The organism is Streptomyces sp. NBC_01255, assembly GCF_036226445.1.
GTDB lineage: Bacteria > Actinomycetota > Actinomycetes > Streptomycetales > Streptomycetaceae > Streptomyces.
The window spans coordinates 8,102,480-8,126,441 of the sequence record NZ_CP108474.1; the positions used below are offsets into that span (position 1 = coordinate 8,102,480).

A 23,962-nucleotide genomic window follows, 5' to 3' on the forward strand; every position below is an offset into this window, starting at 1 on the left:
TGCCCTTGAGGTCGGCGTCACCGTCCAGGGTGAGGTGGGCGCGGAGGAAGCCAAAGTGCTGCGTCGGGTGGCGCGCCGACGACGGCGATGACCACGACGCGTTCAGGCCGTGCCCGGCTGAGGTGGCCGACGTGGATGCTGCGCGGGAGGCTGGAACAGCAGGGCGCGCGAGGAGGCGAGTGGCCATGCCTGTCGCGGACGTGATCGTCGTCGTGGTTGCCGTCGGTCTCATCGCCGTGCTGGGCTGGTATTTCTTCGGCCCGCGCAAGGCCGGCACGGTCCGCGTGGAGGACGGGGTGCAGCGGGTCGACGTGACCGTGCGGGGCGGCTACAGCCCGAACCTGATCAAGGTCCGCCAGGGCACACCGGTCGAGCTCGTCTTCGACCGGCAGGAGGCCGGTGAATGTACTTCCCGCGTCGTGTTCCCCGATCTCAGGGTCGGGGCCGGACTGCCCGCCCACACTCGCACGACCGTAAGGCTGAGCCCTGAACGGCCCGGCACGTACGGGTTCGCCTGCGGCATGAACATGATCCACGGGACCCTCGTCGTCGAACCCGCCGACGGCGGAGCACCGGAACCGGGCACGGTGTCAGGCGGAGAAGCGGCGCCGAGTGCGGGGGAGACGTCGGCCCAGGACGCGGAGGCGGCCGACATCGCCGAGCGCCAGGAGGAAATCAAGGACCTGACCCGCCGCGTCGTCGTGGGCGCAGTACTCACCGCACCGGTCCTCTTCGCCGTCATGGCGCACGAGCTGTTCGGCGCCGACTGGGTGCCCGGCTGGATGCTGAACCACTGGTTCCAGCTCGCACTGATCACGCCGGTGATGCTCTACACCGGCTGGCCCGTGCACTCCACCGGCTGGCTGGCCCTGCGCCACCGGTCGGCGGACATGAACTCCCTGATCACCCTGGGCACGAGCGCCGCCTTCGGATTCAGCCTGCTCGTCACCCTCGCTCCCGGGCTGCTCCCCGAGGACGTGCGGGAGGTGTACTTCGAAGCGGTCGGCGTCATCCTGACGCTGATCCTGCTGGGCCGTCTTCTGGAGGCCCGGGCCAAGGCCGGCACGGGCGAGGCCATCCGCGCGCTGATCGGCCTGCAGGCCCGCACCGCGCGCGTCCTGCGGGACGGCACTGAGACCGAGATACCCGTCGAAGAGGTAGTCGTCGGGGACGAGGCCGTCATCCGCCCCGGGGAGAAGATTCCCGTCGACGCCGAGGTCCTGTCGGGCTCGTCCGCCGTGGATGAGTCGATGGTGACGGGCGAGCCGATGCCGGTCACGAAGCACGCGGGCGACGGTGTCATCGGCGCCACCGTCAACACCACCGGTTCCTTGCGGGTGCGCGCGGCCAAGGTCGGCGCGGACACCATGCTCGCGCAGATCGTCCGGTTGGTGCAGCAGGCCCAGGCGTCCAAGGCGCCGATCCAGCGTCTCGCCGACGCGATCTCCGCCTACTTCGTCCCGGCGGTCATCGCCATCGCGATCGCGACGTTCGCTCTCTGGTACACGATCGGACCCGCACCGGCGCTCACCCTGGCCCTGGTCTCCGCCGTCGCCGTCCTGATCATCGCCTGTCCTTGCGCCCTTGGCCTGGCCACCCCGCTCTCGGTCATGGTCGGCACCGGCAAGGGCGCGCAGGCGGGCATCCTCATCCGCTCCGCCGAAGCCCTGGAGACCGCCCACAAGCTCGACACCGTCGTGCTCGACAAGACCGGCACGGTCACCATCGGCAAGCCGGTCCTCACCGACATCCGCCCCGCCGCGGGAGTCGACGCTGCCGAGCTGCTGCGGCTGGTCGCCGCCGCCGAGGCCGACAGCGAGCATCCCCTTGCCCAGGCCATCGTCTCCGGCGCCCGCGACCGTGGCCTTCAGCCGCCGACCGCGACCGGCTTCGGCTCCGTCACAGGCAAGGGCGTCCGTGCCATGGCCGACGGCCACACCATCATGGTCGGCACCGCGCGCCTCCTCCATGACACCGGCGTCGACACCTCCCCTCTCGACGCCGGTGCCGCGGCCCTCGCGGCCGAGGGCAAGACACCCGTCCTCGCCGCGGTCGACGGCCATCCCGCCGGGGTGCTCGCCGTCGCCGACACCGTCAAGAACGACTCCGCCCAGGCCATCGCGGCCTTGCGGCAGTTGGACGCCGAGGTCGTCATGCTCACCGGCGACAACGCCCGCACCGCCGCCGCAATCGCCGCTCAGGTCGGCGTTCCCCGGGTCCTGGCCGAGGTACTGCCCGAGCACAAGACCGATGAGATCCGCCGACTCCAGGCCGAGGGCCGGACCGTCGCCATGGTCGGCGACGGCATCAACGACGCCCCTGCTCTCGCCCAATCCGACGTCGGACTCGCCATCGGAACCGGCACCGACGTCGCCATCGAATCCGCCGACATCACCCTCATCTCCGGCTCCCTCGCCGGAGTCGTCACCGCCATTCGCCTCTCGAAGGCGACCATGCGCAACATCAAGCAGAACCTGTTCTTCGCTCTCGTCTACAACGCCGTCGGCATCCCTCTCGCCGCCGGCGCCCTCTACCCCCTATGGGGCATCCGCCTGAGCCCGATCATCGCCGCGGCCGCCATGGCCCTGTCTTCCCTGTCCGTCGTCACCAACGCCTCCCGCCTGCGCCGCTGGCGCCCTGCGCCGCTGCCAGAAGCGGGCGGCACAGCGACGCGACCCGAAGTCGAGACCGCCACCGACACCACGCGGCGACAGGACGGCCCGCACGGAAGCGAGATGACCGTCGACCCTGTTTGCGGCATGGAAGTCGACCCCACGACCGCACCCGAACACCGGGATTGCTCCGCAGGCCCACTGCACTTCTGCTCCACCCGGTGCGCCGCCGCCTACGATGCCGATCCCGACCGCTACACGCCTTCCATCAGCCGCCGACATCCGTAGAACACCGAGGGCGATGGATCCATCCGTGCGCGGTCGAAGGCCGGGGCGCCACCGTCCGCTCACATCAAGGGGACGACGGCGACCGGTGCGGGGCTGTGGTGGATGACTGCATGAGCGACATGGCCCAGATGCGGGCCGAGGGGGACGTTCCGACTCCGGCGCCCCACGATCACGAGTTGCGCGGTCTGTGACGCCTCGACCAGCTGGTACGCGGGCGAGCCCACCACCGACTTGGCCTCCACTTCCACGCCCGCGTAACGCTTCCGCCACGGCTCCAGCAGGTCGTCCAGCCCCCCGAGAAGATGGCTGCCCAGCTCCTCGCCGATCCCCGGGTCCACGGTGGCCGCGTAGCCGTACGAGGCGGGAAGCGTCCAGCTGTGGAGGAACCGCAGCGGTGTGTCCTTCCGGGCGGCTTCGGAGAAGGAGAACGCGAGCAGCGCTTCGCACGGGTGGTGGATGTCGACGCCCACCACGATGCCGCCTTCGGGAGCTTCCCGGTCGTCCGTCGCGCGTACGAGGACGACCGGCCGTCGGGCCGCGCCGACGACGGCAAGGGAGACCGAGCCGACGAGGAAGCCGCGGACACCGCCGAGTCCGCGCGAACCCAGGACCGTCAGATCCGCCTCGTTCGCGGCGGCCGTCAGTTCCTCGGCTGCCCGGCCATGAGCATGCTCCGTGATGACCTCGAGGTCCGGATGGTTCTTCCGCGCTCGATCCGTCTCCTCTCGCATCAACCTCTCGGTCTGCTCGTCGTGGGCGAGTGTGCGGGCGTACGCCATGGGTACCTCCGGCATGCTCGGCCATTCCTCCACGTGCACCAGCCTGAGGGGCACTTCGCGCAGCACCGCTTGCGTCGCGGCCCAACGGGCGGCGGCGAGGCTTTCATCAGATCCGTCCAGACCGACGGTGACCTGGGCTGTCATTGCGTGCCTCCCTCGTCGAGTCCTCTCCGCCCCGCCCCGACTCCGGCTCGGACAGGACATCTCACCTTTCAGGTTGGTGCTCCGTCGCTTCCGGCAGCAGGGCCGGGCAGGTCTCGATCGGGACCGAACGGCCCATCCCGAGGAGGCCCACCACGGTGCCAGTGTGGGAGATGTCGCCCCTCGGGACGCGCTCCCGAGCCTCGGGTGTTCCCCCGGAGGAGGAGCCATGACCAGCGAGACCCCCGCCCGACCGGAGCTCGGCAACGTCGTCGTGGGAGTCGACGGGTCGCCCTCCGGGCGCGCGGCCGTGCTCTGGGCCGCCGACGAAGCGGACCGACGGGGACGGCCCCTGCATCTCGTCCACGCCGCCGACACCGACCGCCGGGCGATCTTCTCCAACGCCGAGACGATCCAGGCGGTACGTGAAGCGGGTCGCGACCTGCTGGCCGAGACCGCGAGCGAGGTCCGTGACCGCTTTCCGGACCTTGCCGTCACGAAGGAGCTGGGCCGCCAGGAGCCGGTCGCCGGTCTGCTGGCGGCCGCCGGCCACCGGGGCACGATCGTGGTGGGCAACCGGGGGCTCGGCGGCTTCTCCGCGCTCATGCTCGGATCCGTCGGTCTGGGTGTGGCGGGCCGCGCCGAAGTGCCCGTGATCGTGGTCCGTGGCGACGGTGACCGTCCCGCGTCGGGCTCGGTGACGGCAGCCGTGCACGGTGCCTCGGATCTGGGCTGGCTGCTCGTCGCGGCCGCCGAGGCCGACGCCCGCAAGGCGGCGTTGCGGCTGGTGAGCGTCTGGAACGTGCTCAGCCACGTCGGCAGTGTCGCGACCATGTTGGACGACCTCGACGGGATCGCGCAGCAGCGCGTGCACGAGATCAAGTCGCTCGCCGACCTCGCGCATGAGTTCTATCCTCAGCTGATCGTCAGCCATCACGTCGAGACGGGCACGAGCACGCCCGGGATCCTGGTGGAGGCGAGTGCCCACACGGATCTGCTGGTGATGGGCAGGCAACACCGCGCCCTGGGCATAGGCCCCTCCCTGGGGCGAGTCGCCCACGTGCTGCTCCACCACGCCCACTGCCCGGTGGAGATCGTTCCACCCGCCTACGCCACCCGGGTCGAGGAGACGTGAACGAGATACTGCCCGGGGTCGACCCCCGGGAGCAGTCGGTCCCCGCTCTCGTCTGGGCCGCCGACGAGGCCGTACGAAGAGGGCTGGTGCTCCGGCTGGTCGTCGCCGTACCGCCTGCCCACGACGGGCTCCGGTACGACGCGCTCGCCCGCCAGAGCGCTCTGCGTATCCGCGCGGAGTCGGCGATCGCCAACGCGGAGGACCTCGTCCGGGAACTGCACGACGGTCTGCGGATCGCGACGGAACGCGTGAACGGTGTGCCGGCGACCGTGCTGCGCGACATGGCGCAGCACGCCGCACTCGCCGTCGTGGGCTCTCGCCGTCTCGGCAGGCCCGCCGAGATGTTCGGCGAGAGCTCAGTGGTCGTCCCGCTCACGGCACGGGCCGACTGTCCCGTCGTCGTGGTCCGCGCCCCTGAACACACCGCCGTGCACCCACCGACCGTCGTCGTCGGCGTGGACGGAAGCGACTCCTCACAGGCCGCGGTCGCCTTCGCCGTCGAGGAGGCGATCCTCCGCGAGGGACGACTGCGGGCCGTCTGGGTCTGGCCTCATACCCTCCTCGCCCACGACGACGATGAAGAGGGGCTGGCCGAGCGGCGCCGGCTGCTCGCCGAGTCAGTGGCGGGCTGGGCGGAGAGGTATCCGGACGTCACCATCTCCCAAGAGGTCCTGCGGGGACACCCGGTCGAACGACTTGCCCTGGCGTCCCAGGAATCCCTCTCACTCGTGGTCGGTCGCAGAGGTCGTGGCGGCTACTCCGGCATGCGGCTGGGTTCGACGGTGCACGGCCTGCTGCACCGTGCCCCGTGTCCGGTGATCACCGTCCCCCTCCCGCAGCGCGAGCGCCGGACAGGCGACCCGGCACGGGCCGACCGGGCCCGTTCCGGCACGGCCGACCGGGCCCGTGACCACTGCCCCGCTCGGCACTGGGACGCGACCACCTCCACGCGGGACGGTGGGGCGAGAGGACGCCCCCGGTCCATCGGCCGGTTCTGCGGAGAGGTGAGCATCATGAAGCGCATCCGGATCAGCCCCCGGCCGGTCCGCCCCCGCGGGCCCGCTCCCCTCGACCTGCGTACGCCGGCCGGCCGGCGCCTGCCGTACTGAAGACGCCCGAGAGCCGTGGAGGAGACCATGGGACCGATACGACACGTCGTACCGTTCACGGAGCTCGGGCGGCACGACGTCGGCCGAGCGGGTGGCAAGAACGCCTCGCTGGGCGAGATGACCACCCGGCTCGGGGGCGCGGGCATCCGCGTCCCTCCGGGATTCGCCACCACCGCCGAAGCGTACGAGGAACTGCTCGGTTCCCGAGACCTCCGCCCGTGCGTGGAGGCGCAGATCGACAGACTGCACGCCGGTGCCCCACTCGATGAGGTCGGGGCGGCCATCCGGTCCCTCTTCCTCGTGGAGCCGCTGCCCGTGCCTCTGCGGGATGCCGTGCTCGTGGCGTACGAGCGGCTGGCCGAGGAGGTCGGCCGGGAGTCGCCCGAGGTGGCGGTGCGCAGCAGTGCGACGGCGGAGGACCTGCCCGAAGCGAGTTTCGCCGGGCAGCAGGAGACGTACCTGAACGTCAGCGGCGCCGACGCGCTCCTTGAGGCGTGCACGCGCTGCTACGCCTCCCTCTTCACCGACCGGGCGATCGACTACCGCGAACGGATGGGCTTCGACCACCTCGCCGTCGCCCTGTCCATCGGCATCCAGGTCATGGTCCGCTCCGATCTCGCCGGCGCCGGGGTCGTCTTCACCCTCGACCCGGAGAGCGGCTTCCCGGACGTGATCGTGGTGAGCGCCGCCTGGGGGCTGGGGGAGACCGTCGTCAGCGGCCAGGTCGACCCGGACGAGTACACGGTGTTCAAGCCGAGCATGAAGGACCCGGCGCTCGACCCCGTCATTGACGTGCGGATCGGAGCCAAGCGGCTGAAGGCCGTGTACGCGGACACCGGGCTGACCCGCACGGTCGACACACCCGACGGTGAGCGGAACCAGCGGGTCCTCGACGACGCGGAGATCCGCAGGCTCGCCGGCTGGGCGGCGGCCGTCGAGGAGCACTACGGCTGCCCCATGGACATCGAATGGGCCAAGGACGGCCTCACCGGCGAGCTCTGGATCATCCAGGCCCGCCCCGAGACGGTCCAGTCGCGTCGGCGCACCACCACCCTCACCCGCCGCCGGCTCACCGCCACTCCCGGCGAACCGCTCGTCGATGGCATCGCCGTCGGCGAGGCCATCGGCCAGGGCCGTGTCGTGGCGCTCGACGCGCCCGTCGACCTTGACCGCTTCCCCCAGGGCGGCGTCCTCGTCACTGGCGTCACCGACCCGGACTGGGAACCCGTCATGAAGAGGGCCTCCGCCATCGTCACCGACCACGGGGGGCGCACCTCGCACGCCGCCATCGTCAGCCGCGAACTCGGCGTCCCCGCCGTCGTCGGAACCGGAAACGGGACACGGATTCTGCGTGACGGGCATTCCGTCACGGTCTCCTGCGCTGAGGGAGCGAGCGGACGCGTGTACCAAGGGTTGCTCCCGTACGAGGAGATCCAGACGGACCTCGCGGAACTGCCCGCCACCCGAACCCGGGTGATGCTGAACCTTGCTGATCCATCAGCCGCGTTCCGCTGGTGGCGGCTCCCCGCGGACGGAGTGGGACTGGCGCGCCTCGAGTTCATCGTCGCCCACCAGGTGAAGGTCCATCCCATGGCACTGCTGCATCCGGAGCGGCTGGACGCCCACGACCGGCATGTCGTCGAGCGGCTCACCGAGGGCTACCTCGACCGAGGTGACTACTTCGTCGACCGGCTGGCCCACGGCATCGCCCGGATCGCGGCCTCGCGCTGGCCGGCGCCCGTCGTCGTACGCACCAGCGACTTCAAGACCAACGAGTACGCCAAGCTCCTCGGCGGCCGACCATTCGAACCGGACGAGGCGAACCCCATGATCGGCTGGCGTGGCGCGAGTCGGTACTACAGCGACGGCTACCGCGAGGGCTTCGCCCTCGAATGCCGCGCACTGCGCCGGGTCCGTCACGGGATGGGGCTGACGAACGTGATCGTCATGATCCCCTTCTGCCGCACCCTCGGCGAGGCCGACCGCGTGCTGGCGGTGATGGCGGACGAGGGACTGGTACGGGGCGGGAACGGGCTGCAGGTCTACGTCATGGCGGAGATTCCGGCCAACATCATCCTGGCCAGGGAGTTCGCGGAACGCTTCGACGGATTCTCGATCGGCAGCAACGACCTCACCCAGCTCACCCTCGGCGTCGACCGCGACTCCGAGGCCCTCGCCCATGTCTTCGACGAGCGAGACCCCGCCGTCGTCCGGAGCATCCAGACCCTTGCCGTCCGCGCCCACGCGGCGGGCCGGCCGGTCGGGCTGTGCGGGCAGCGGCCCAGCGACGATCCGGCGTTCACCGCGATCCTGGTCGATGCGGGCCTCGACTCGATCTCGGTGGCACCGGACAGCTTCGCAGCGGTCAAGGGGCACGTGGCCCGTGCGGAGACGAGGTTCGAGAACGGCACCGGACGAACGGAGGAGTGACCATGCCGAGGAAGGCACGGCGTCGAGTCGCCGGGGACACCGGGCTGCCGGCCCGGCGCGGTCGACGGGGCGGCCACGGGAGACGAGCTGCCCGGTCGGCCCAGGAACCACCAGCTGCCCGCGGAAGGGCGATGGGGCGTCCCCGGCGCCCGGTTCACACCGTCAGGGTGTCAGCGCTCTTCCTCTGACCTCATGGCGAATCGGCTGGATCGTGAGCAGGGGGGCCGGAAAGGAGGACGCGGCCATGACGACCGCAAGGGAAATCATGCACGCCGGTGCGAGCTGCGTGCAGGAGAACGAGAGCCTGGTGGATGCCGCACGCCGCATGAGGGAACTGGATGTCGGCGCGCTGCCCATCTGCGGGCCGGACGACCGGCTGCACGGCATCATCACCGACCGGGACATCGTGGTGAAGTGCCTTGCCAAGGGCAAGGACCCCCACCGGATGACGGCCGGGGACCTCGCCACGGGCAAGCCGGTCACCGTGGATGCGGGCGCTGGCAGCGACGTGGTGCTCCGCACGATGCAGGACCACCGTGTCCGCCGCGTGCCCGTGATCGACGACCACCGCATGGTCGGCATGATCAGTGAGGCGGACCTGGCGCGGCACCTGCCGGAGGAACGGGTGGGCCATTTCGTCGAGGAGATCTGCCGCTGACAGCACCAGTGCTGTGGCGCCGTGGGCCGGTCGGTCCCCTCCTGGTGCGGCCCGTTCGGCCCTGTCCTTCAGCCCCCTTGGACACTGCGCCACGCGACTTAGTGGGTGGAAGAGTGGGATACGGAGTCGGACCGGGCTCCGCAACCCGATCCGCCGCCTGTCCGCACCTACGCGGGTCCACGGCGACCGTCCTGGGCCCTGAACACAAGGAGCAGAGCCATGGCCGGAGGCAAGGTGGAACGCAGGCACAGCCTCTTCCCCGACTTCAACGACTGGTTCAACCGGGAGTTCCCCGGGCTGCCCGGATGGCGACCCGCGACGGCCGCCCACTCCATCCCGGTCGAGATGACCAGCGGCGACGGCGTGTACGTGCTGCGAGCCGAGCTGCCGGGCATGGACCCGGACGACGGCATCGCCATCACCGTCGACGACAACCTCCTCACGGTGAGTGCGGAGCACAGCGAGAGCAAGGAGGACAAGGAGCACTCGGAGTTCCGCTACGGATCCTTCCGCAGGACCGTGCGCCTCCCGGCCACCATCCCCGCCGACGACGTCGAGGCGTCGTACGCGGACGGCATCCTCACCGTCCGTATCCCGATCCCTGACGAGGAGGACACGACGTCCGTCCGGACCATTCCGGTGAAGCGGGCAGCCGGCGAATCGGCCGAGGGAGCGGAATCATGAACGCCAAACGTGTCCTGGTCGCCTACGGCAGCAAAGCCGGTGCGACCGCCGGAATCGCCGAAGAGATCGGCCGGACGCTCCGGGACGACGGCTTCGACGCCGTCGTCCTGCCGGCCGACACCGTCACCGACGTCAGCGGCTACGACGGAGTCGTCCTCGGCGGAGCCCTCTACGCCGGGCACTGGACCGGCAAGGCGCGACGGTGCGCCCGGCGCAACGCCGAGCAGCTCAGGCATCGGCCTCTCTGGCTGTTCAGCAGCGGTCCCATCGACAGTTCCGCGGAACAGCACGACATCCCGCCCGTACGAGGAGTCGCCCGGCGGATGAAGAAGCTCGGTGCCCGTGAGCACATGACCTTCGGTGGCGCCGTGACCGCCGAGACGTCGGGTCCGGTCGCGCGGGCCATGGTGCGCCGGGGCAAGGGCGGCGACTTCCGCAATCCGGAACGGATCCGGGCATGGGCCAACCACATCGGAACGGAACTCGGCGCCACCCACTGAATCGGGCCTCTGACAGGTCGGCGAGGCCACCCCAACGGGAGGTGCGGCATGCTCCACCAGAAGTCGGGGAGCGGGGCCACCCCGCCCAGGAGACCCGCAAGGCGCGCCGCCCTGGTCCTCGTGCTGTTGATCGCCGTGATCTGCGGTGCCGTGGCCGCCGGGAGCCTGTGGTCGTCGGGATCCAAGACCGACCGTGAACTCGCCGCGCACCGGCATCAGGTGGCCGCGACCACCACCGGGCCGGCGAAGGACCCACCCGTCGCCACCAGGTTCGGATCCAAGCCGCAGGCGGTCGCGCCGGCTGTGTGGGAACAGCCCGAGAACGTCCGCCGGTCCGGGAGCATCCTCGTCCCGCCCCGGACACCGGAGGGACGCGCATTGACGATCTGGGTGGACGACGCAGGGTCCCCCGCCCGGCCCCCCGGCAGTGCTGCCGACCGCGCTCTGACCTCGATGTCGGGCGGTGTGGCGGCGGCAGGCGTCACCGGGGTGACAGGCGCCGCCGTGGTCCTCCTCGTACGGCGGCGGACCGAAGGCCACCGGCTCGCGGCTTGGGACCGCGAGTGGGAGCAGGTGGAACCCGTCTGGTCCGGCCGACTCCACCGGGACAGCGGTGCAGGGGACGACGATGACTGACCGTGCCGGCAGCCGTGCCGGCCCGGAGCGGACCGCTTCCTCCACCCAGGCGCTGCCCTTCGACCCCAGTGAACCGCTGCCCCGGCTGCGTCGTGAACTCGCCACGGGGCCGGATGGCCTCTCGGCCCGCGAGGCCGCCCGGCGCCTCGCCGTCCACGGACCGAACGAGGTACGGCGCAAGGTGCGCTCCTCCTTCGTGCGCGAGCTGGTCGGGCAGCTGATTCACCCCCTGGCCCTGCTGCTGTGGGCTGCCGCCGCCCTCGCCTTCGTCGCGGACCTGGCGGTCCTCGGTTGGGCGATCCTCGCGGTCATCGCCGTCAACGCGGCTTTCGCCCTGCTCCAGGAACGTCAGGCGGAGCGGGCGGTGGAGACGCTCGCCCGCTATCTGCCCGAGCACGCCCTCGCCGTACGCGACGGACAGCCCCGCGTCGTGGAGGCCCGTGACCTCGTACCGGGCGATCTGATCTTCCTGGAGGAGGGCGACAAGGTACCCGCCGACGCACACGTCACCGAGGGTGGGGTCGAAGTCGACCTGTCGATGCTCACCGGCGAGTCCGTGCCGGCTGAACGGATCGCCTCAGCCGGGATCCTCGGCGCCCCGCTGCTCGAGGAGCCGAACCTCGTCTTCAGCGGGACGACCTGTGTCGAGGGGCAGGCCCGCGCCATCGTGTTCGCCACCGGAAACCACACCGAACTCGGTCGGATCGCCGCACTCAGCCAGCGGACGCGGCGCGAGGCGAGCCCTCTGGAACGGCAGGTCAAGCGGGTCGCGTGGCTCATCGCCGGCGTCGCGACCGGCATGGGCGTCGTGTTTCTCGTCCTCGGGGTGGCGGTCGGGCTTCCGGTCACCGACTCCCTGACGTTCGCCATCGGGCTCCTCGTCGCCAACGTCCCCGAGGGACTCCTTCCGACCATCACCCTGGCCCTGGCCGTCGGCGTCCGCGCCCTGGCCCGCCGGGGTGCCCTGGTCAAACGGCTCAGCGCCGTGGAGACCCTGGGTTCCACGAGCGTCATCTGCACGGACAAGACCGGCACGCTCACCCGCAACAGCATGCGCCTCAGGGCGCTGTGGACGGTCGATCACGGGTCGGAGCCGGGCCCCTGGGCAGAGGAATTGGCGAGGGCGGGCGCCCTGTGCACCACCGTCACGCGAGAGGCCGACGGCGAACTGCACGGCGACCCCACCGAGGCTGCCCTGGTCGCCGGCGCCGCCGACCACGGGGCTCCGCTGGACCTGGGTCGCCGCGACGCGGGACGCCGGGCGCTGTTCCGCTTCGACCCGCGGCTGCGCCTGATGTCAGTCGTGCAGAGCGGGGAGAGGCAGGGCCCCACGCGGATCGTGGTCAAGGGCGCGCCCGAGGCGGTGCTGGACCGCCTCCTGCCCGGAACCGCGGCGGACTCGGCCCGCGCCGCGGCCGAGGAGCTGGCCCGGGGCGGCATGCGGGTCCTGGCCGTCGCCGTACGCGACATGCCGAGTGGCGCGGAGCTGCCGTCACGGCGCCAGGACGCGGAGTCGGGGTTGACCCTGCTCGGGCTCGTCGGGCTGTACGACCCGCCGCGCCCCGAGGTGGCGGAGGCCGTACGCCGCTGCCACGAGGCCGGGATCCGGGTACACGTCGTCACGGGCGACAACGGCGCCACCGCCGCGGCCGTCGCCCGGGAGGTCGGCATCGGAGTACCCCGTCTGCATGTGGTCGCGGCGTCGGAGTCGCTGGGCGACGACGAGCTGGACCGGCTCCTCGTGGAAGGAGACGACGAGATCGTCTTCGCCCGGTCGTCGCCCGAGACGAAGCTCAAGGTGGCGGACACCCTGCGGGAGCACGGCCGGATCGTCGCCATGACCGGTGACGGCGTCAACGACGCCCCCGCGCTGCACCGCGCCCATATCGGGGTGGCCATGGGGCGCTCCGGCACCGACGTGGCCCGGGAGGCCGCCGCGATGGTGCTCACCGACGACGACTTCGCCACCATCGTGACCGCGGTCGAAGCAGGGCGCCGCGTCTACGACAACGTACGCAAATTCATCGTCTACATCTTCGCCCACGCGACGCCGGAGATCGTTCCCTTCCTCGTCTTCGCGCTCTCCGCCGGCACGGTACCGCTTCCCCTCACCGTGCTGCAGATCCTCGCCATCGACCTCGGCACCGAGACCCTGCCCGCCCTCGCCCTCGGCCGGGAACGCTCCGAGCCCGGCATCATGCAGCGGCCCCCGCGGCCGCGGCACCAAGGCGTGATCTCCCGCGACATGCTCATACGAAGCTGGGGGTACCTGGGGCTCACGTCTGCGGTCCTCGTCATGGCGGGCTACTTCTACGTGCTGTGGCGCGCGGGCTGGCAGCCGGGTGACCCCACGGGTACCGGCAGCCCCTTGCACCACGCCTACGTGACGGCCACCACGGCCACCTTCGCCGGCATCGTCACCTGCCAGGTCGGCACGGCGTTCGCGGCCCGCACCGATCACGCGGCGCTGCGCGACATCGGAGTGTTCTCGAATCCGCTGCTGCTCGCCGGGATCGCCTTCGAGCTCGCGTTCACTGCGGCTCTCGTCTACGCGCCCCCGCTCCAGCACCTCTTCGGCACGGCCGCCCTCCCTCTGGATGTCGTCCTGCTCGCCGCGACGTTCCCGGTGCTGGTGTGGGGCACGGACGAGCTGCGGCGCGCCAGGCGGCGCCGTCAGCGGCCGGCGGCCGTCCCCGGTTCGTGACCGCCCTGGTCGAGGCGGAAGGGCGGATAGGCGTCCGTCATGAGGCTCGCGTAGGCGGCGACGCGCAGGACCCAGCGGTTCAGCCCGACGATCAGGACGAACAGGTCGCGCGGGTACCGTTCGGTGAAGGTCACGGCGAATCCCGCGATGAGCGCGAGCAGGGTGATCAGCCCGCCGCTCCACCATCCTGCGTGCATGCCGCTGGTGAAGAAGGCGATCACGAGGTAGTGGGGGATGGCGAGCAGCCACCACTTGACCAGGACCAACGAGCGCGAGAGTCGCTCCGGGTAGGCGATGTCCAGCCGGGCCGGGTAGTCCGGCTCAGGGCCCAGACTGAAGGGCGGGTAGCGGTCGGTGCCGAGGGCCCCGTACGAGTAGTACGAGACGCGCCAGGACCAGCGGAGCACACCGAGGTTGAAGTCGAACAGGTCCCGGGGGAAGCGCTCGGTGAAGAGGATGGCGAAGAACGCGATCACCGTCACCACGAAGAACGCGATCCAGAGGAAGAACAGCACGATCCAGTGCGGGATCACCAGGATCCACTTGACCAGCCACAGCCAGCGGGACAGCCGGCTGTCGAGTTCGGCGGATACCACCACGGGACCATGCGGGGCGCTGGGAGTGTCCATGATCGTCACTTCCTCGACAGATCGTCGTCTTCGTACCTGAGTCGGTCGACGACCCCCACGACACCGTCGACGCTGTTGCAGAGCCGGAGGAGCACCGGAACGAGGCTGCGGCGGCGGACCGTGCCGCTGAGAGTGACCCGGCCGTCCACGACCTCCACCGAGAGGTCCGACGGGCTCAGCCTCAAGGTGTGGGTGACCACGTCTTCGACGATCTCCTCCTGGATCGCCCGGTCCCGGCGCAGGAAGAGCTGGACGAGGTCGCTCCGGCTGAGCACACCCACGAGGCACTCGTCCTCGTCGACGACGGGCAGACGCTTGACCCCGGCCCGTTCCATCACTCGGGCGGCGCGCACGACGCTCCACTTCGGGCGGGCGACGACGGCGGGACTCGACATGAGAGCGCCCGCGGTGTCGAGCCCGGCCCCGGCGGCACGGCGGCGTACCAGGTCCGCCTCCGAGACCACGCCCAGCGGCCGGTTCGACTCGTCCACCACGCACACCGCGGTGATGTCGAACTCGTCCAGGAGCCGTGCGATCTCCTTGAACGTCGTGCCCGGACCAACGCTGACCGCCGTGGGTGTCATCAGATCCGCGACGCTGCGGTGCCTCATCGCTCGTCACCTTCTCGCGCGTTCGACCGGCGGCCCCCACGTTCAGGATCGCCCGCTGGCGCCGTCCTGGGGAGGGCCGTCCGGCCCCTGGGGTTGCCCGTGGTCGTCGGCGTAGGCCGCGAACACCCGCTCGGGCCCCTCGCCCGTGCGTAGGAAGCGCTCGTCGAGCACGACGGCCAGGTCCTCCAGTGCCCTGCGCAGTACCGACGCGGAGAGCCTGACGTCCGGGTGGTGCGCCCCGTCGGCCTGGTCCGCGAGGCCGAGGGCGTAGCGGAGCTGCCCGGGCAGGGACGTGTTCTCGTCCCCGTCGTGGAAGTAGTACGACTCGGCGTACTGCAGGAAGTCGACCGTGATCGTGGAGAGGGCCGAGGCGAGTCCGTCCAGGAGGGCGGCGCCGCCGTCGGAGTCGAGGGCCTGGGCGGTGGCCCGGCTGCGGCGCACGTGCGACAGCCGCAGGGCCAGCGCTCTGCGCCGGGCCAGCGCGGGGTAGATGCCGAGGATCCAGGCGACGGTTGCCGACAGCAGGACGAAGCCCACGAGGGCCTCCATGGGGGCGAGTACGCGCAGCCATCCGGAGGCCGGCGCGATGTCGCCAAGGCCGAGCGTGGCCAGGGTGACGAGCGAGATGTAGAGGGCGTCGAGCGGGCCCGCATGTTCGGACGGGACGAGCCCCGCCGCGTACGAGAAGTCCTCCGGCATATGGGGCCAGTAGATGAGTCCCCACCCCACGGCCACGGTCAGCGCCCACGCGGCGACGACCGTCACCATGCCGAGCGGGCCCGCGAGACCGGCAGGCCGTCGGCGCTTGCCGAGGTGTGGCGACAGCCACCACAGCGACACCATCACGAGCCTGCTCAGACCTCCGTGACGGGTCGGGTGCCAAAGGGTGTGGAACACGTCCCGGAGGATGAACAGCACCAGGACAGCGCCCGCGGGCGTCGCAAGCCAGGTCATCCCGGCACCTTTCCCATGAGCAGCGGCGGCGTCCCGCCCTCCGGCTTCGATCTCAGCCCCCTGGCGGCGCCCGCTCGCCCCTTCGGGCGCAGCCTCCGCTGCGTGCCCCGGTGCTACCGCCCGGCTCGCGTCCGCGCCTCGATCCGGTGTCGTACGACGGTCGTCAGAGCCGACAGCCGGGTCGACACGACCGGTACCGGTGGCACAGGGTCCTCGATGCGGCCCGCTGCCTCTGGCAGTGCGGCGACGTCTGCCTCGAAGCGGGATCGGGCGGCTGCCAGGGTGTCGGGCGGTTCCGTGCGGAGCCCACCGTGCATCACGGCCCGCAGCAGTGGCTCCGTGCCCTCGGGCGGCTCCTCGTTCGCAAGGCCGATGACGTCGCGGAAGCCGGGTGCGCGGAACACCTGCTTCGGGGCCGGAGCCGTCACCTTCGCCGACGAGAGCTTCATGACGGGCCGGCCGTCGTACTCGACCAGCTTGTACGCCGCGTCCAGATACGGGGCGTCGGCGGCCGTGCCGACCTTCGTCCCCACGGCGAAGACGTCGACGGGTGCCCCGTCCCGCACGAGCGTGGCGACGGCGTACTCGTCGAGGCCGCCGCTCGCGATGATCTGCACGTCTCTCAGCCCCGCCGCGTCGAGTGCGGTACGGGCACGTCGGGCGAGTGCGCCGAGGTCGCCGCTGTCGAGGCGGATTCCGCACCCCGGGCCGAGACTCAAGTCGCTCAGGACGCGCGCGGCCGTCGCGACCCCGCGGTCGGTGTCGTACGTGTCGACCAGGAGGGTCACAGATCCCGGATGGGTGCGGGCGAAGGCACGGAAGGCGTCCTCCTCCGAGGCGAAGGCCTCGATGTAGGAGTGGGCCATGGTGCCGGAGGCGGGAATGCCGTACCGGGTCGCGGCGGCGACGTTGCTGGTGCCCGCGAACCCGACCAGGGCGCAGAGCCGCGCCGCCTGCATGCCGGCCTCGGGTCCGTGGTTCCGGCGCAGGGAGAAGTCCACCAGGGGCCGCCCGGCGGCGGCGAGCACACACCGCGCCGCTTTGGAGGCGACCGCCGTCTGGTGGCAGACGAGGGACAGCAGGTAGGTCTCCACGAGCTGGGCCTGCGGCAGCGGCGCGGTAACTTCCAGCAGCGGTTCACCTGCGAAGACGAGCCGTCCTTCGGGCACGGCGCGGACCTGGCCGTCGAACGACAGGCCGTGCAGCGGTTCCAGGTCCTCGACCGGCCGACGCAGGGCTTCGGCGAACTCCAGGACGTCGGAGTGGCCCACCCGGAACCGGGAAAGGTAGTCGAGGGCCGGTTCGATCCCCGCCGCGACGAGGAATCCGCGGCCCGGGGGGAGGCCGCGGACGAAGAGGCTGAAGGTGGCCAGGGCCCGCATGTCCTCCCGCAGGTACGAGAGCGCCATCGTGACCTCGTACAGGTCGGTGCTGGTCACCGGGGACATGCTTCGAGCATGCGCGGCGGCCCCGTGACCTGTACCGGAACGGCCGGACATGGCTATGTCCGCCCCTGGGCGGTGAGCTCGCACCGTACGTCCACCACGCCTTCGACGGCGCGGGCCAGGCGGGCTGCGAGCGGGATGAGCGCGCTGTCGCGGACCTCGCCGGACAGCGTCACGACTCCGGCGTCCACACGGACGTCGACCCGGCGCCGGGAGAGCGGGAAAAGGTGCTCGACGACGTCGCGACGCACCTCGGCGGCGAGATCCTCGTCGGGGCGGAGGAAGACCTTGAGCAGGTCGGACCGGCTCACGATGCCCTGGATGACGCCGCTCGCGTCGACGACCGGCAGCCGTTTGACATGGTGTGAGGCCATGAGGCGGGCGGCCTGGGGCAGGGACGCCTCGGGAGCGACGGTGACCGCGGGCGAGGTCATCAGGTCCTCGGCCCGGCGAGAACCGGCCTTGGCCGTGGCGCCGAGCCGCCGCATCTGCTCCATGAGACCGAGGCGGTGGTCGTGGAACTCCTCCTTGAGGAGCAGATCGGCCTCGGAGACCAGCCCGACGACGCGGCCCTCACCCTCGACGACCGGTACGGCCGTGACCTTCCACCGCTCCATAGCGGCGACGATCTCCTTGAACTCCGCGCCGGGCTGGACGGCGACGACCTTCTTGGTCATCACTTCGGCGACGGTGAACGGCTGAGGTGTCATCGCTCTTTCCTTACCTGAGGCATCGGCGCGTCGGCGCTGCCGCAACGGCTGCGGGTACCGGAGCGCATTCGTCGGGGGACCATTGGGCCCGGGTCAGCGGACCAGGACGGCCTCCCCGGAGCGGGGTACGACGGCCGTCCAGCCCAGTTCGCGGTCGATGCGATCGCGCAGCGCCTCGGAGGCGGTCGGCTCGCCGTGGACGAGGTAGGTGGTGTGCGGGGGAGGAGCGCCGCGCAGCCAGTCGATGATCTGTCCGGCGTCGGCGTGGGCCGAGAAGTGGGGTACGTCGGCGATCTCGGCCCGTACGGGCACGTACTCGCCGAACATCTTGAGCGTCCGGACTCCGTCCACGAGGTCCCGGGCCCGGGTTCCCGCGGCGGCGAAGCCGACCACGACAACGGCGTTGCGCGGGTCGGGCAGCAGCCGGTGGAGGTGGTGCAGGACCCGGCCGCCGGTGGCCATGCCGGCAGAGGAGACGATCACGGCGGGCCCGTGCGTGCTGTTGATGTCGATGGACTCCTGTACCGTGCGCGCCGCGAGGAACGGTTCCGGGCTCAACGCGCCCTCTCCCCGTGCGAGGATCTCGGGCCGCAGCTCGGCGGAGCGCTCGCGTACGGCGTCCTGGTAGACGTCCAGCGCGGCGAGGGCCATGGGGCTGTCGACGTATACGGGGACCGAGCGGGGCAGGACGCCCGTGTCGCGCAGGCGGCCCAGTTCGTGCAGGACGACCTCGGTCCGGTCGATCGCGAAGGCCGGGATGACGACGGTGCCGTTCCGTGCGAGGGCGCGGGCGATGACGGAGGCGAACTCCGACCGGGCGGACTCCTGGTCGTGGTGACGGTCGCCGTAGGTGGACTCCATGAGGAGCACGTCTGCGCCCGAGAACGGCTCCGGCGGCAGCAGCAGCGGATGACCTGGACGGCCCAGGTCACCGGACGTGGCCAGGGTGTGGCCGTCCTCCAGCGTGAGGTGGGCCCACGCCGAGCCGAGAATGTGCCCGCCGTGGTGGAGCGTCAGCCTGGTGCCGGACACGATCTCCACGTCCTCGCCGACGGCCACGGGGTCGAAGAACGCCAGGGTCTTCTCGACGTCCGAATCGTCGTAGAGCGGCTTGGCCGGGCGGTGCTTGGACCATCCGTGCGCGTTGGCGTGCCGGGCGGCCTCCATCTGGAGCCGTGCGCTGTCGCGCAGCACGATCCCGGCGAGCCGCGCGGTGTGGGCGTTGGTCAGGATCGGCCCCCGGAAGCCCTGCCGCACCAGGCGGGGCAGGTAGCCGCAGTGGTCCAGGTGGGCATGGGTGACGACCACGGCGTCCACGTCCGCGGCGTCTCGGGCGAACCGCTCCCAGTTGCGGTGCCGCAGCTTCGCGAAACCCTGGAAGAGACCGCAGTCGAGGAGGATCCGCGCATGGTCGCTCTCGACCAGGAACTTGCTGCCGGTGACCGTCCCCACGCCACCCAGGAAGCTGAGCAGCGCCGGCCGCGGGTGCGTGGGAGCGGGATTCGGGGCTGCCTCGGACATGGCCGTCCCTCCTTCGGAACGTGTACCGGTCTCCACCCTCGCATCCTGACCCGGCCCGCCCCGAGAGTCCGTACGGGCACATCGGGGGGCCGACCGGCCCATGCGTCGCCCGAGTACCGGACGGAGCCTGGTGGACGGGGACCGCAGCGCCGCGCGACAGGAAGTGGGTGGGCGCCATGAAGGCACTCGTCTTCCAGGGCACGGGACGGATCGCCTGGCAGGACGTACCCGACCCGGTCATCGAGGATCCCGCCGACGCGATCGTGCGGGTCGACGCCGTCACCATCTGCGGTACCGACCTGCACATCCTCAAGGGGGACGTCCCCGAGGTGACGCCCGGCCGGGTCCTCGGACACGAGGCGGTCGGCACGGTGGTGGAGACCGGAGACGACGTCCGCACGGTCCGGCCGGGCGACCGCGTCCTGGTCTCCTGCATAACGGCCTGCGGAAGATGCCGCTTCTGCCGTGAGAGCCGCTACGGACAGTGCCGGGGCGGAGGCGGCTGGATCCTCGGCCACACCGTCGACGGCACCCAGGCCGAGTACGTCCGCGTCCCCTTCGCCGACCTGTCCGTCCACCCCCTCCCCGAGTCGATCGACAGCTCCGACGCCGTCCTGCTCGCAGACATCTTCCCCACCGCCTACGAGGTCGGGGTCCTGAACGGCGCGGTGCACCCCTCTGACACAGTGGTCGTGGTCGGTGCGGGCCCCATCGGCCTCGCCGCCGTCATCACGGCGGGCCTCTACAGTCCCGGCCGTATCGTCGCCGTCGACCTCGCCGAGTCCCGGCTGAGCGCCGCGCGCGCCCTCGGCGCGGACGCCACCGTGGACGCCAGGGAAGGACCCGAGCAGCTCGTCGCGGATCTGACCGACGGCCTCGGCGCCGACGTCGTCATGGAGGCCGTCGGTGTCCCGGAGGCGTTCGAGATGTGCACGCGCATGGTCCGACCAGGCGGCAGAGTCGCGAACATCGGAGTCCACGGAAAGCCCGCGACCCTTCACCTCGAAGACCTGTGGATCAAGGACGTCACGATCACCACCGGCCTGGTGGACACCTCGTCCACGCCCATGCTGCTGCGCATGATGGCCGCGGGGCGGTTGCCGTCGGCAGAACTGCTCACCCACCGGTTCGAGCTGGGCGAGATGGAGGCGGCCTACGAAGTTTTCGGCCGTGCAGCCGAGACCGGCGCCATCAAGGTCGCGCTGGGCGGCCCGCAGCACACTGCCTTGAGCCTCCCCGACACGTCGGTGGCCTGATGAACGGCCGAGGCCCGGGCTGTCCGCCGCCGGAGAGTGTCGTCCTCGACACCGACGGTGTTCTGCTCGACTCCGCCGTCGTGCACGCGGCGGCGTGGAAGATCGCCTTCGACGCCTGCCTCGACCGACTGGCTCCCGACAGCGGGACACAGCCTCCCTTCGACGCGGACGCCGAGTACCGTCGACTCGTCGACGGAAGGTCCCGGTACGACGGTGCGGTGGCCTTCCTCACCGCTCGCGGCCTTCACCTCCCACCGGGCGAGCCTCACGACGCCCCCGGCTGTGGCACGGTCTGGGCCGTCGCGGCGCACAAGGAACGGGCGTTCGCCGATCTGCTGCGTACCGGAGGCGTCATGGCCTTCGCCGACGTAGGGCCCGCCCTCACGGCCCTGCGCACGGCGGGCGTGCCGTGCGCAGCCGTCTCCGCCTCCCGGCACGCCCGGACACTGATCCGTGCCGCCGGTCTCGCCGCTCTCCTCACGGTGATCGTGGACGGCGCGGACGCCGCCAGGCATGGCCTCGCCGGCAAGCCGGATCCCGCGTTGTTCCTGCGGGCTGCCGCCCTCCTGGGCAGCCGCCCGCAGGAGACCGCGGTCGCCGAGGACGCCCTCGCCGGAGTCGAGGCCGCGCGAAGCGGCGGCTTCGGTCTTGTCGTCGGTGTCGACCGCACACCGCTGGGGCGCGCAGCCGCCCCCCTGCGGGAGAGGGGTGCTGACATGGTGGTGCCGGATCTGACGACGCTGGTCCGGAGCGTGTGGGGTGAGCGCGGATGACCACCGGCTGGACGTGGCGCTACGACCGGTACGAACCGGAACGCGAGCCACTGGTCGAAGCCCTCTGCACCCTCGGCAACGGCCGTTTCGCCACCCGGGGCTCCGCGCCCGAGTGCCCCGCCGGGGGTGCGCACTACCCGGGCACCTACCTGGCCGGCTGCTACGACCGGCTCACCTCGGTCGTCGCGGGCGAGCGGGTCGAGAACGAGGACCTTGTCAACCTTCCGAACTGGACGCTGCTGCGCTACCGCTGCCTCCCGGACGACGGTCCGCCGGGCGAGTGGCTCACTCCCGACGCCGGCGAACTGCGCCACTACGACGTGCACCTCGACCTGCGTGCGGGGGTTCTCACGCGACGTCTGTTCTTCCAGGACGCCCGCGGGCGGGGCCTGCGCGTCAGTCACATCCGCCTCGTTCACATGGGAGAACCCGGACTGGCGGCCCAGTGCACACTCTTCCGCGCCTACGGCTGGAGCGGTGCCGTCGAGGTGCGGTCCCTGCTCGACGGCGCCGTCACCAACGCCGGAGTCGAGCGCTACCGGCGTCTTGACGGGCGCCATCTCACCGACGTCCGGACCGGATTCGAGCACGACGGCATCGCCTGGATCTCCTGCCGTACCGTCGACTCGGGTATCCGGATCGCCATGGCCGTGCGCACGGTCACCCGCCCCTCGCGGTCCGCGCGGGAGGCGGCCACGTCGGTCGGCACCGAGCAGGCGTACCACCTGCCAGTCGTTCCCCGCCGCTCGGCGATGGTCGTGAAGACTCTGGCGCTGCACACATCAATGGACTGGCCCTCCGCCGACTCGCTCACGGCAGCCACTGACGTGATCGCTCGCACTCCCGCCTTTCCTCAGCTGCTCTCCTCTCACAGGGCGGCATGGCGGCGCGTCTGGGAAGAGGGGGAGTTGCAGGTGCCCGGGGAGGCGGGGCGCATCCTGCGGCTGCACGAGTTCCACCTGCTTCAGACGCTCTCCCCGCACACGGCGGCCCTCGACGTGGGCGTGCCCGCGAGGGGACTGCACGGTGAGGCGTACCGGGGGCACGTCTTCTGGGACGAGCTCTTCGTCCTGCCCTACCTCGACCTCCACTTCCCCGAGGTGGCCCGGGCGCTGCTCATGTACCGGCACCGCCGACTGCCGGCCGCCCGCGCGGCCGCCCGCCACGCCGGCCTGCCAGGGGCCATGTACCCATGGCAGAGCGCGAGTTCCGGCCGGGAGGAGACCCAGGCCCTGCACCTCAACCCGCGCTCAGGACGCTGGCTGCCCGACCACTCCCGGCTCCAGCGCCACGTGGGCTCGGCCGTCGCGTTCAACGTCTGGAAGTACGCCCAGGCCACCGGCGACCGTGGATTCCTCCACTCCGCCGGGGCGGAGATCCTCCTTGAGGTGGCCCGCTTCTGGTCCGGGGCCGCCACGTTCGACCCGGCGCTCGGCCGCTACCGCATCCGCGGGGTCGTGGGACCGGACGAGTACCACGACGCCTATCCCGATGCCACGACCCCGGGCATCGACGACAACGCCTACACCAATGCGACCGCCGCCTGGGTACTCGCGCGCGGCCTCGACCTGCTTGGTGACCTGCCCGCGGCTCGCCGCTCGGAACTCTCGGAGCAACTCTCGCTGGACGCAGCCGAGATCGCTCGCTGGGAGGACGTCTCCCGACGCCTGCACGTGCCGTTCCACCACGGCGTGGTGAGCCAGTTCGAGGGGTACGGCGCGCTGGCGGATCTCGACTGGGACGATTATCGGGCCCGGTACGGCGACATCCGCAGGCTCGACCGGATCCTGGAGGCCGAGGGCGACACCGTCAACCGCTACCAGGCGTCGAAGCAGGCCGACACCCTCATGCTCGGCTACCTGTTCCGGCCCGATGAGCTGTCCGACCTGTTCGGCCGGCTCGGCTACGCGGTGGACGACGAGATGTGGCGTGCGACCGTCTCGTACCACCTGCGGCGCACCAGCCACGGCTCGACGCTCAGCAGTCTCGTCCACGGCTGGGTGCTGGCCCGGCAGAAGGGCCGCGACGCCTGGCGCTACTGCGAGGAGGCCCTGCTCGCCGACGTGGCCGACGTCCAGGGCGGAACGACCGGCGAGGGTGTCCATCTCGGCGCCATGGCGGGCACGATCGATCTGGTCGAGCGGGGGATCACCGGCCTGGAAACGGGACCGGAGGGGCTTCGGGTGGCTCCGGTGGCGCTGGCGGAGATCCCGCGCTTCACCTTCACCCTGTGCTGCGGCCGTCATCGAGGAGTGCGCCTGCGGATCCTCCCCGGGCGGCTGGCCATCAAGGTTCCCGCCTCGCCCGAGGGCCCGCTCGCCGTCGTCCTCCCCGGCGACCGGCGGCTCACTGTCGCACCAGGACAGGAGCGTTGGTTCCGTCTGTGA

Annotated in this window: 19 protein-coding genes; 12 read left to right on the forward strand and 7 right to left on the reverse strand. The window is 71.3% G+C overall.

Translation table 11 applies throughout. The annotated features are described in order from the left end of the window. Positions 1-185 precede the first annotated feature (185 nt). Positions 186-2,900, forward strand: a complete 2,715-nt coding sequence (locus OG357_RS36595; RefSeq protein WP_329625200.1) for a heavy metal translocating P-type ATPase — start codon at positions 186-188, stop codon at positions 2,898-2,900. Between the two features lie 59 nt (positions 2,901-2,959). On the opposite strand, the gene OG357_RS36600 is transcribed toward OG357_RS36595, so the two are convergent. Further along, the gene (locus OG357_RS36600) at positions 2,960-3,823 is read right to left on the reverse strand and encodes a universal stress protein (RefSeq protein WP_329625201.1); all 864 of its coding nucleotides are present in this window, start codon (positions 3,821-3,823) and stop codon (positions 2,960-2,962) included. 226 nt (positions 3,824-4,049) lie between these two features. On the opposite strand from OG357_RS36600, the gene OG357_RS36605 reads away from it, so the two are divergent. From OG357_RS36605 to OG357_RS36640, 8 genes are all read left to right on the forward strand, one after another. Then, entirely contained in the window at positions 4,050-4,955 is a 906-nt protein-coding gene (locus OG357_RS36605) for a universal stress protein (protein WP_329625202.1), read from the forward strand. Beyond that, positions 4,952-6,064 carry a universal stress protein gene (locus OG357_RS36610; protein WP_329625203.1) on the forward strand — a complete coding sequence of 371 codons (1,113 nt, stop codon included), beginning with the start codon at positions 4,952-4,954 and terminating at the stop codon, positions 6,062-6,064. The genes OG357_RS36605 and OG357_RS36610 overlap by 4 nt, the downstream gene beginning before the upstream one ends. Positions 6,065-6,091: 27 nt before the next feature. Continuing rightward, positions 6,092-8,494, forward strand: a complete 2,403-nt coding sequence (gene ppsA, locus OG357_RS36615) for a phosphoenolpyruvate synthase (RefSeq protein WP_329625204.1) — start codon at positions 6,092-6,094, stop codon at positions 8,492-8,494. Positions 8,495-8,738: 244 nt separating this feature from the next. After that, on the forward strand, positions 8,739-9,152 hold the full coding sequence (locus OG357_RS36620; RefSeq protein WP_329625205.1) for a CBS domain-containing protein: 414 nt from the start codon (positions 8,739-8,741) through the stop codon (positions 9,150-9,152). Positions 9,153-9,371: 219 nt separating this feature from the next. Further along, the gene (locus tag OG357_RS36625) at positions 9,372-9,836 is read left to right on the forward strand and encodes an Hsp20/alpha crystallin family protein (protein ID WP_329625206.1); all 465 of its coding nucleotides are present in this window, start codon (positions 9,372-9,374) and stop codon (positions 9,834-9,836) included. Further along, positions 9,833-10,336 (forward strand): flavodoxin domain-containing protein, encoded by a 504-nt coding sequence (locus tag OG357_RS36630; RefSeq protein WP_329625207.1) that lies wholly within the window; start codon positions 9,833-9,835, stop codon positions 10,334-10,336. Before OG357_RS36625 ends, OG357_RS36630 begins: the two co-directional genes overlap by 4 nt. Before the next feature lie 48 nt (positions 10,337-10,384). Further along, positions 10,385-10,972, forward strand: coding sequence for a LapA family protein (locus OG357_RS36635; RefSeq protein ID WP_329625208.1), 588 nt, complete (start codon positions 10,385-10,387; stop codon positions 10,970-10,972). Next, the gene (locus tag OG357_RS36640) at positions 10,965-13,676 is read left to right on the forward strand and encodes a cation-translocating P-type ATPase (protein ID WP_329625209.1); all 2,712 of its coding nucleotides are present in this window, start codon (positions 10,965-10,967) and stop codon (positions 13,674-13,676) included. Before OG357_RS36635 ends, OG357_RS36640 begins: the two co-directional genes overlap by 8 nt. Here OG357_RS36640 and OG357_RS36645 read toward each other — a convergent pair. The 6 genes from OG357_RS36645 to OG357_RS36670 all read right to left on the reverse strand — a co-directional run bounded on the left by OG357_RS36645 (position 13,646) and on the right by OG357_RS36670 (position 19,546). After that, complete coding sequence (locus tag OG357_RS36645; protein ID WP_329625210.1) at positions 13,646-14,305, reverse strand: DUF4389 domain-containing protein; 660 nt, start codon at positions 14,303-14,305, stop codon at positions 13,646-13,648. The two genes, OG357_RS36640 and OG357_RS36645, sit on opposite strands and share 31 nt — an antisense overlap. Before the next feature lie 5 nt (positions 14,306-14,310). After that, positions 14,311-14,916, reverse strand: coding sequence for a CBS domain-containing protein (locus OG357_RS36650; protein ID WP_329625211.1), 606 nt, complete (start codon positions 14,914-14,916; stop codon positions 14,311-14,313). A 42-nt stretch (positions 14,917-14,958) separates the two neighbouring features. Continuing rightward, complete coding sequence (locus OG357_RS36655; protein WP_329625212.1) at positions 14,959-15,870, reverse strand: potassium channel family protein; 912 nt, start codon at positions 15,868-15,870, stop codon at positions 14,959-14,961. 113 nt (positions 15,871-15,983) lie between these two features. After that, on the reverse strand, positions 15,984-17,318 hold the full coding sequence (locus OG357_RS36660) for a nicotinate phosphoribosyltransferase (protein WP_329625213.1): 1,335 nt from the start codon (positions 17,316-17,318) through the stop codon (positions 15,984-15,986). A 53-nt stretch (positions 17,319-17,371) separates the two neighbouring features. Beyond that, positions 17,372-18,025 carry a CBS domain-containing protein gene (locus OG357_RS36665; RefSeq protein ID WP_329625214.1) on the reverse strand — a complete coding sequence of 218 codons (654 nt, stop codon included), beginning with the start codon at positions 18,023-18,025 and terminating at the stop codon, positions 17,372-17,374. Between the two features lie 93 nt (positions 18,026-18,118). Further along, positions 18,119-19,546 (reverse strand): MBL fold metallo-hydrolase, encoded by a 1,428-nt coding sequence (locus OG357_RS36670; protein ID WP_329625215.1) that lies wholly within the window; start codon positions 19,544-19,546, stop codon positions 18,119-18,121. A gap of 176 nt (positions 19,547-19,722) precedes the next feature. On the opposite strand from OG357_RS36670, the gene OG357_RS36675 reads away from it, so the two are divergent. From OG357_RS36675 to OG357_RS36685, 3 genes are read left to right on the forward strand one after another with little or no spacing between them, the layout of a single operon-like run. After that, positions 19,723-20,802, forward strand: a complete 1,080-nt coding sequence (locus tag OG357_RS36675; RefSeq protein WP_329625216.1) for a zinc-dependent alcohol dehydrogenase family protein — start codon at positions 19,723-19,725, stop codon at positions 20,800-20,802. Further along, entirely contained in the window at positions 20,802-21,575 is a 774-nt protein-coding gene (locus OG357_RS36680; protein ID WP_329625217.1) for an HAD family hydrolase, read from the forward strand. The genes OG357_RS36675 and OG357_RS36680 overlap by 1 nt, the downstream gene beginning before the upstream one ends. Further along, positions 21,572-23,962, forward strand: a complete 2,391-nt coding sequence (locus OG357_RS36685; RefSeq protein ID WP_329625218.1) for a glycoside hydrolase family 65 protein — start codon at positions 21,572-21,574, stop codon at positions 23,960-23,962. The genes OG357_RS36680 and OG357_RS36685 overlap by 4 nt, the downstream gene beginning before the upstream one ends.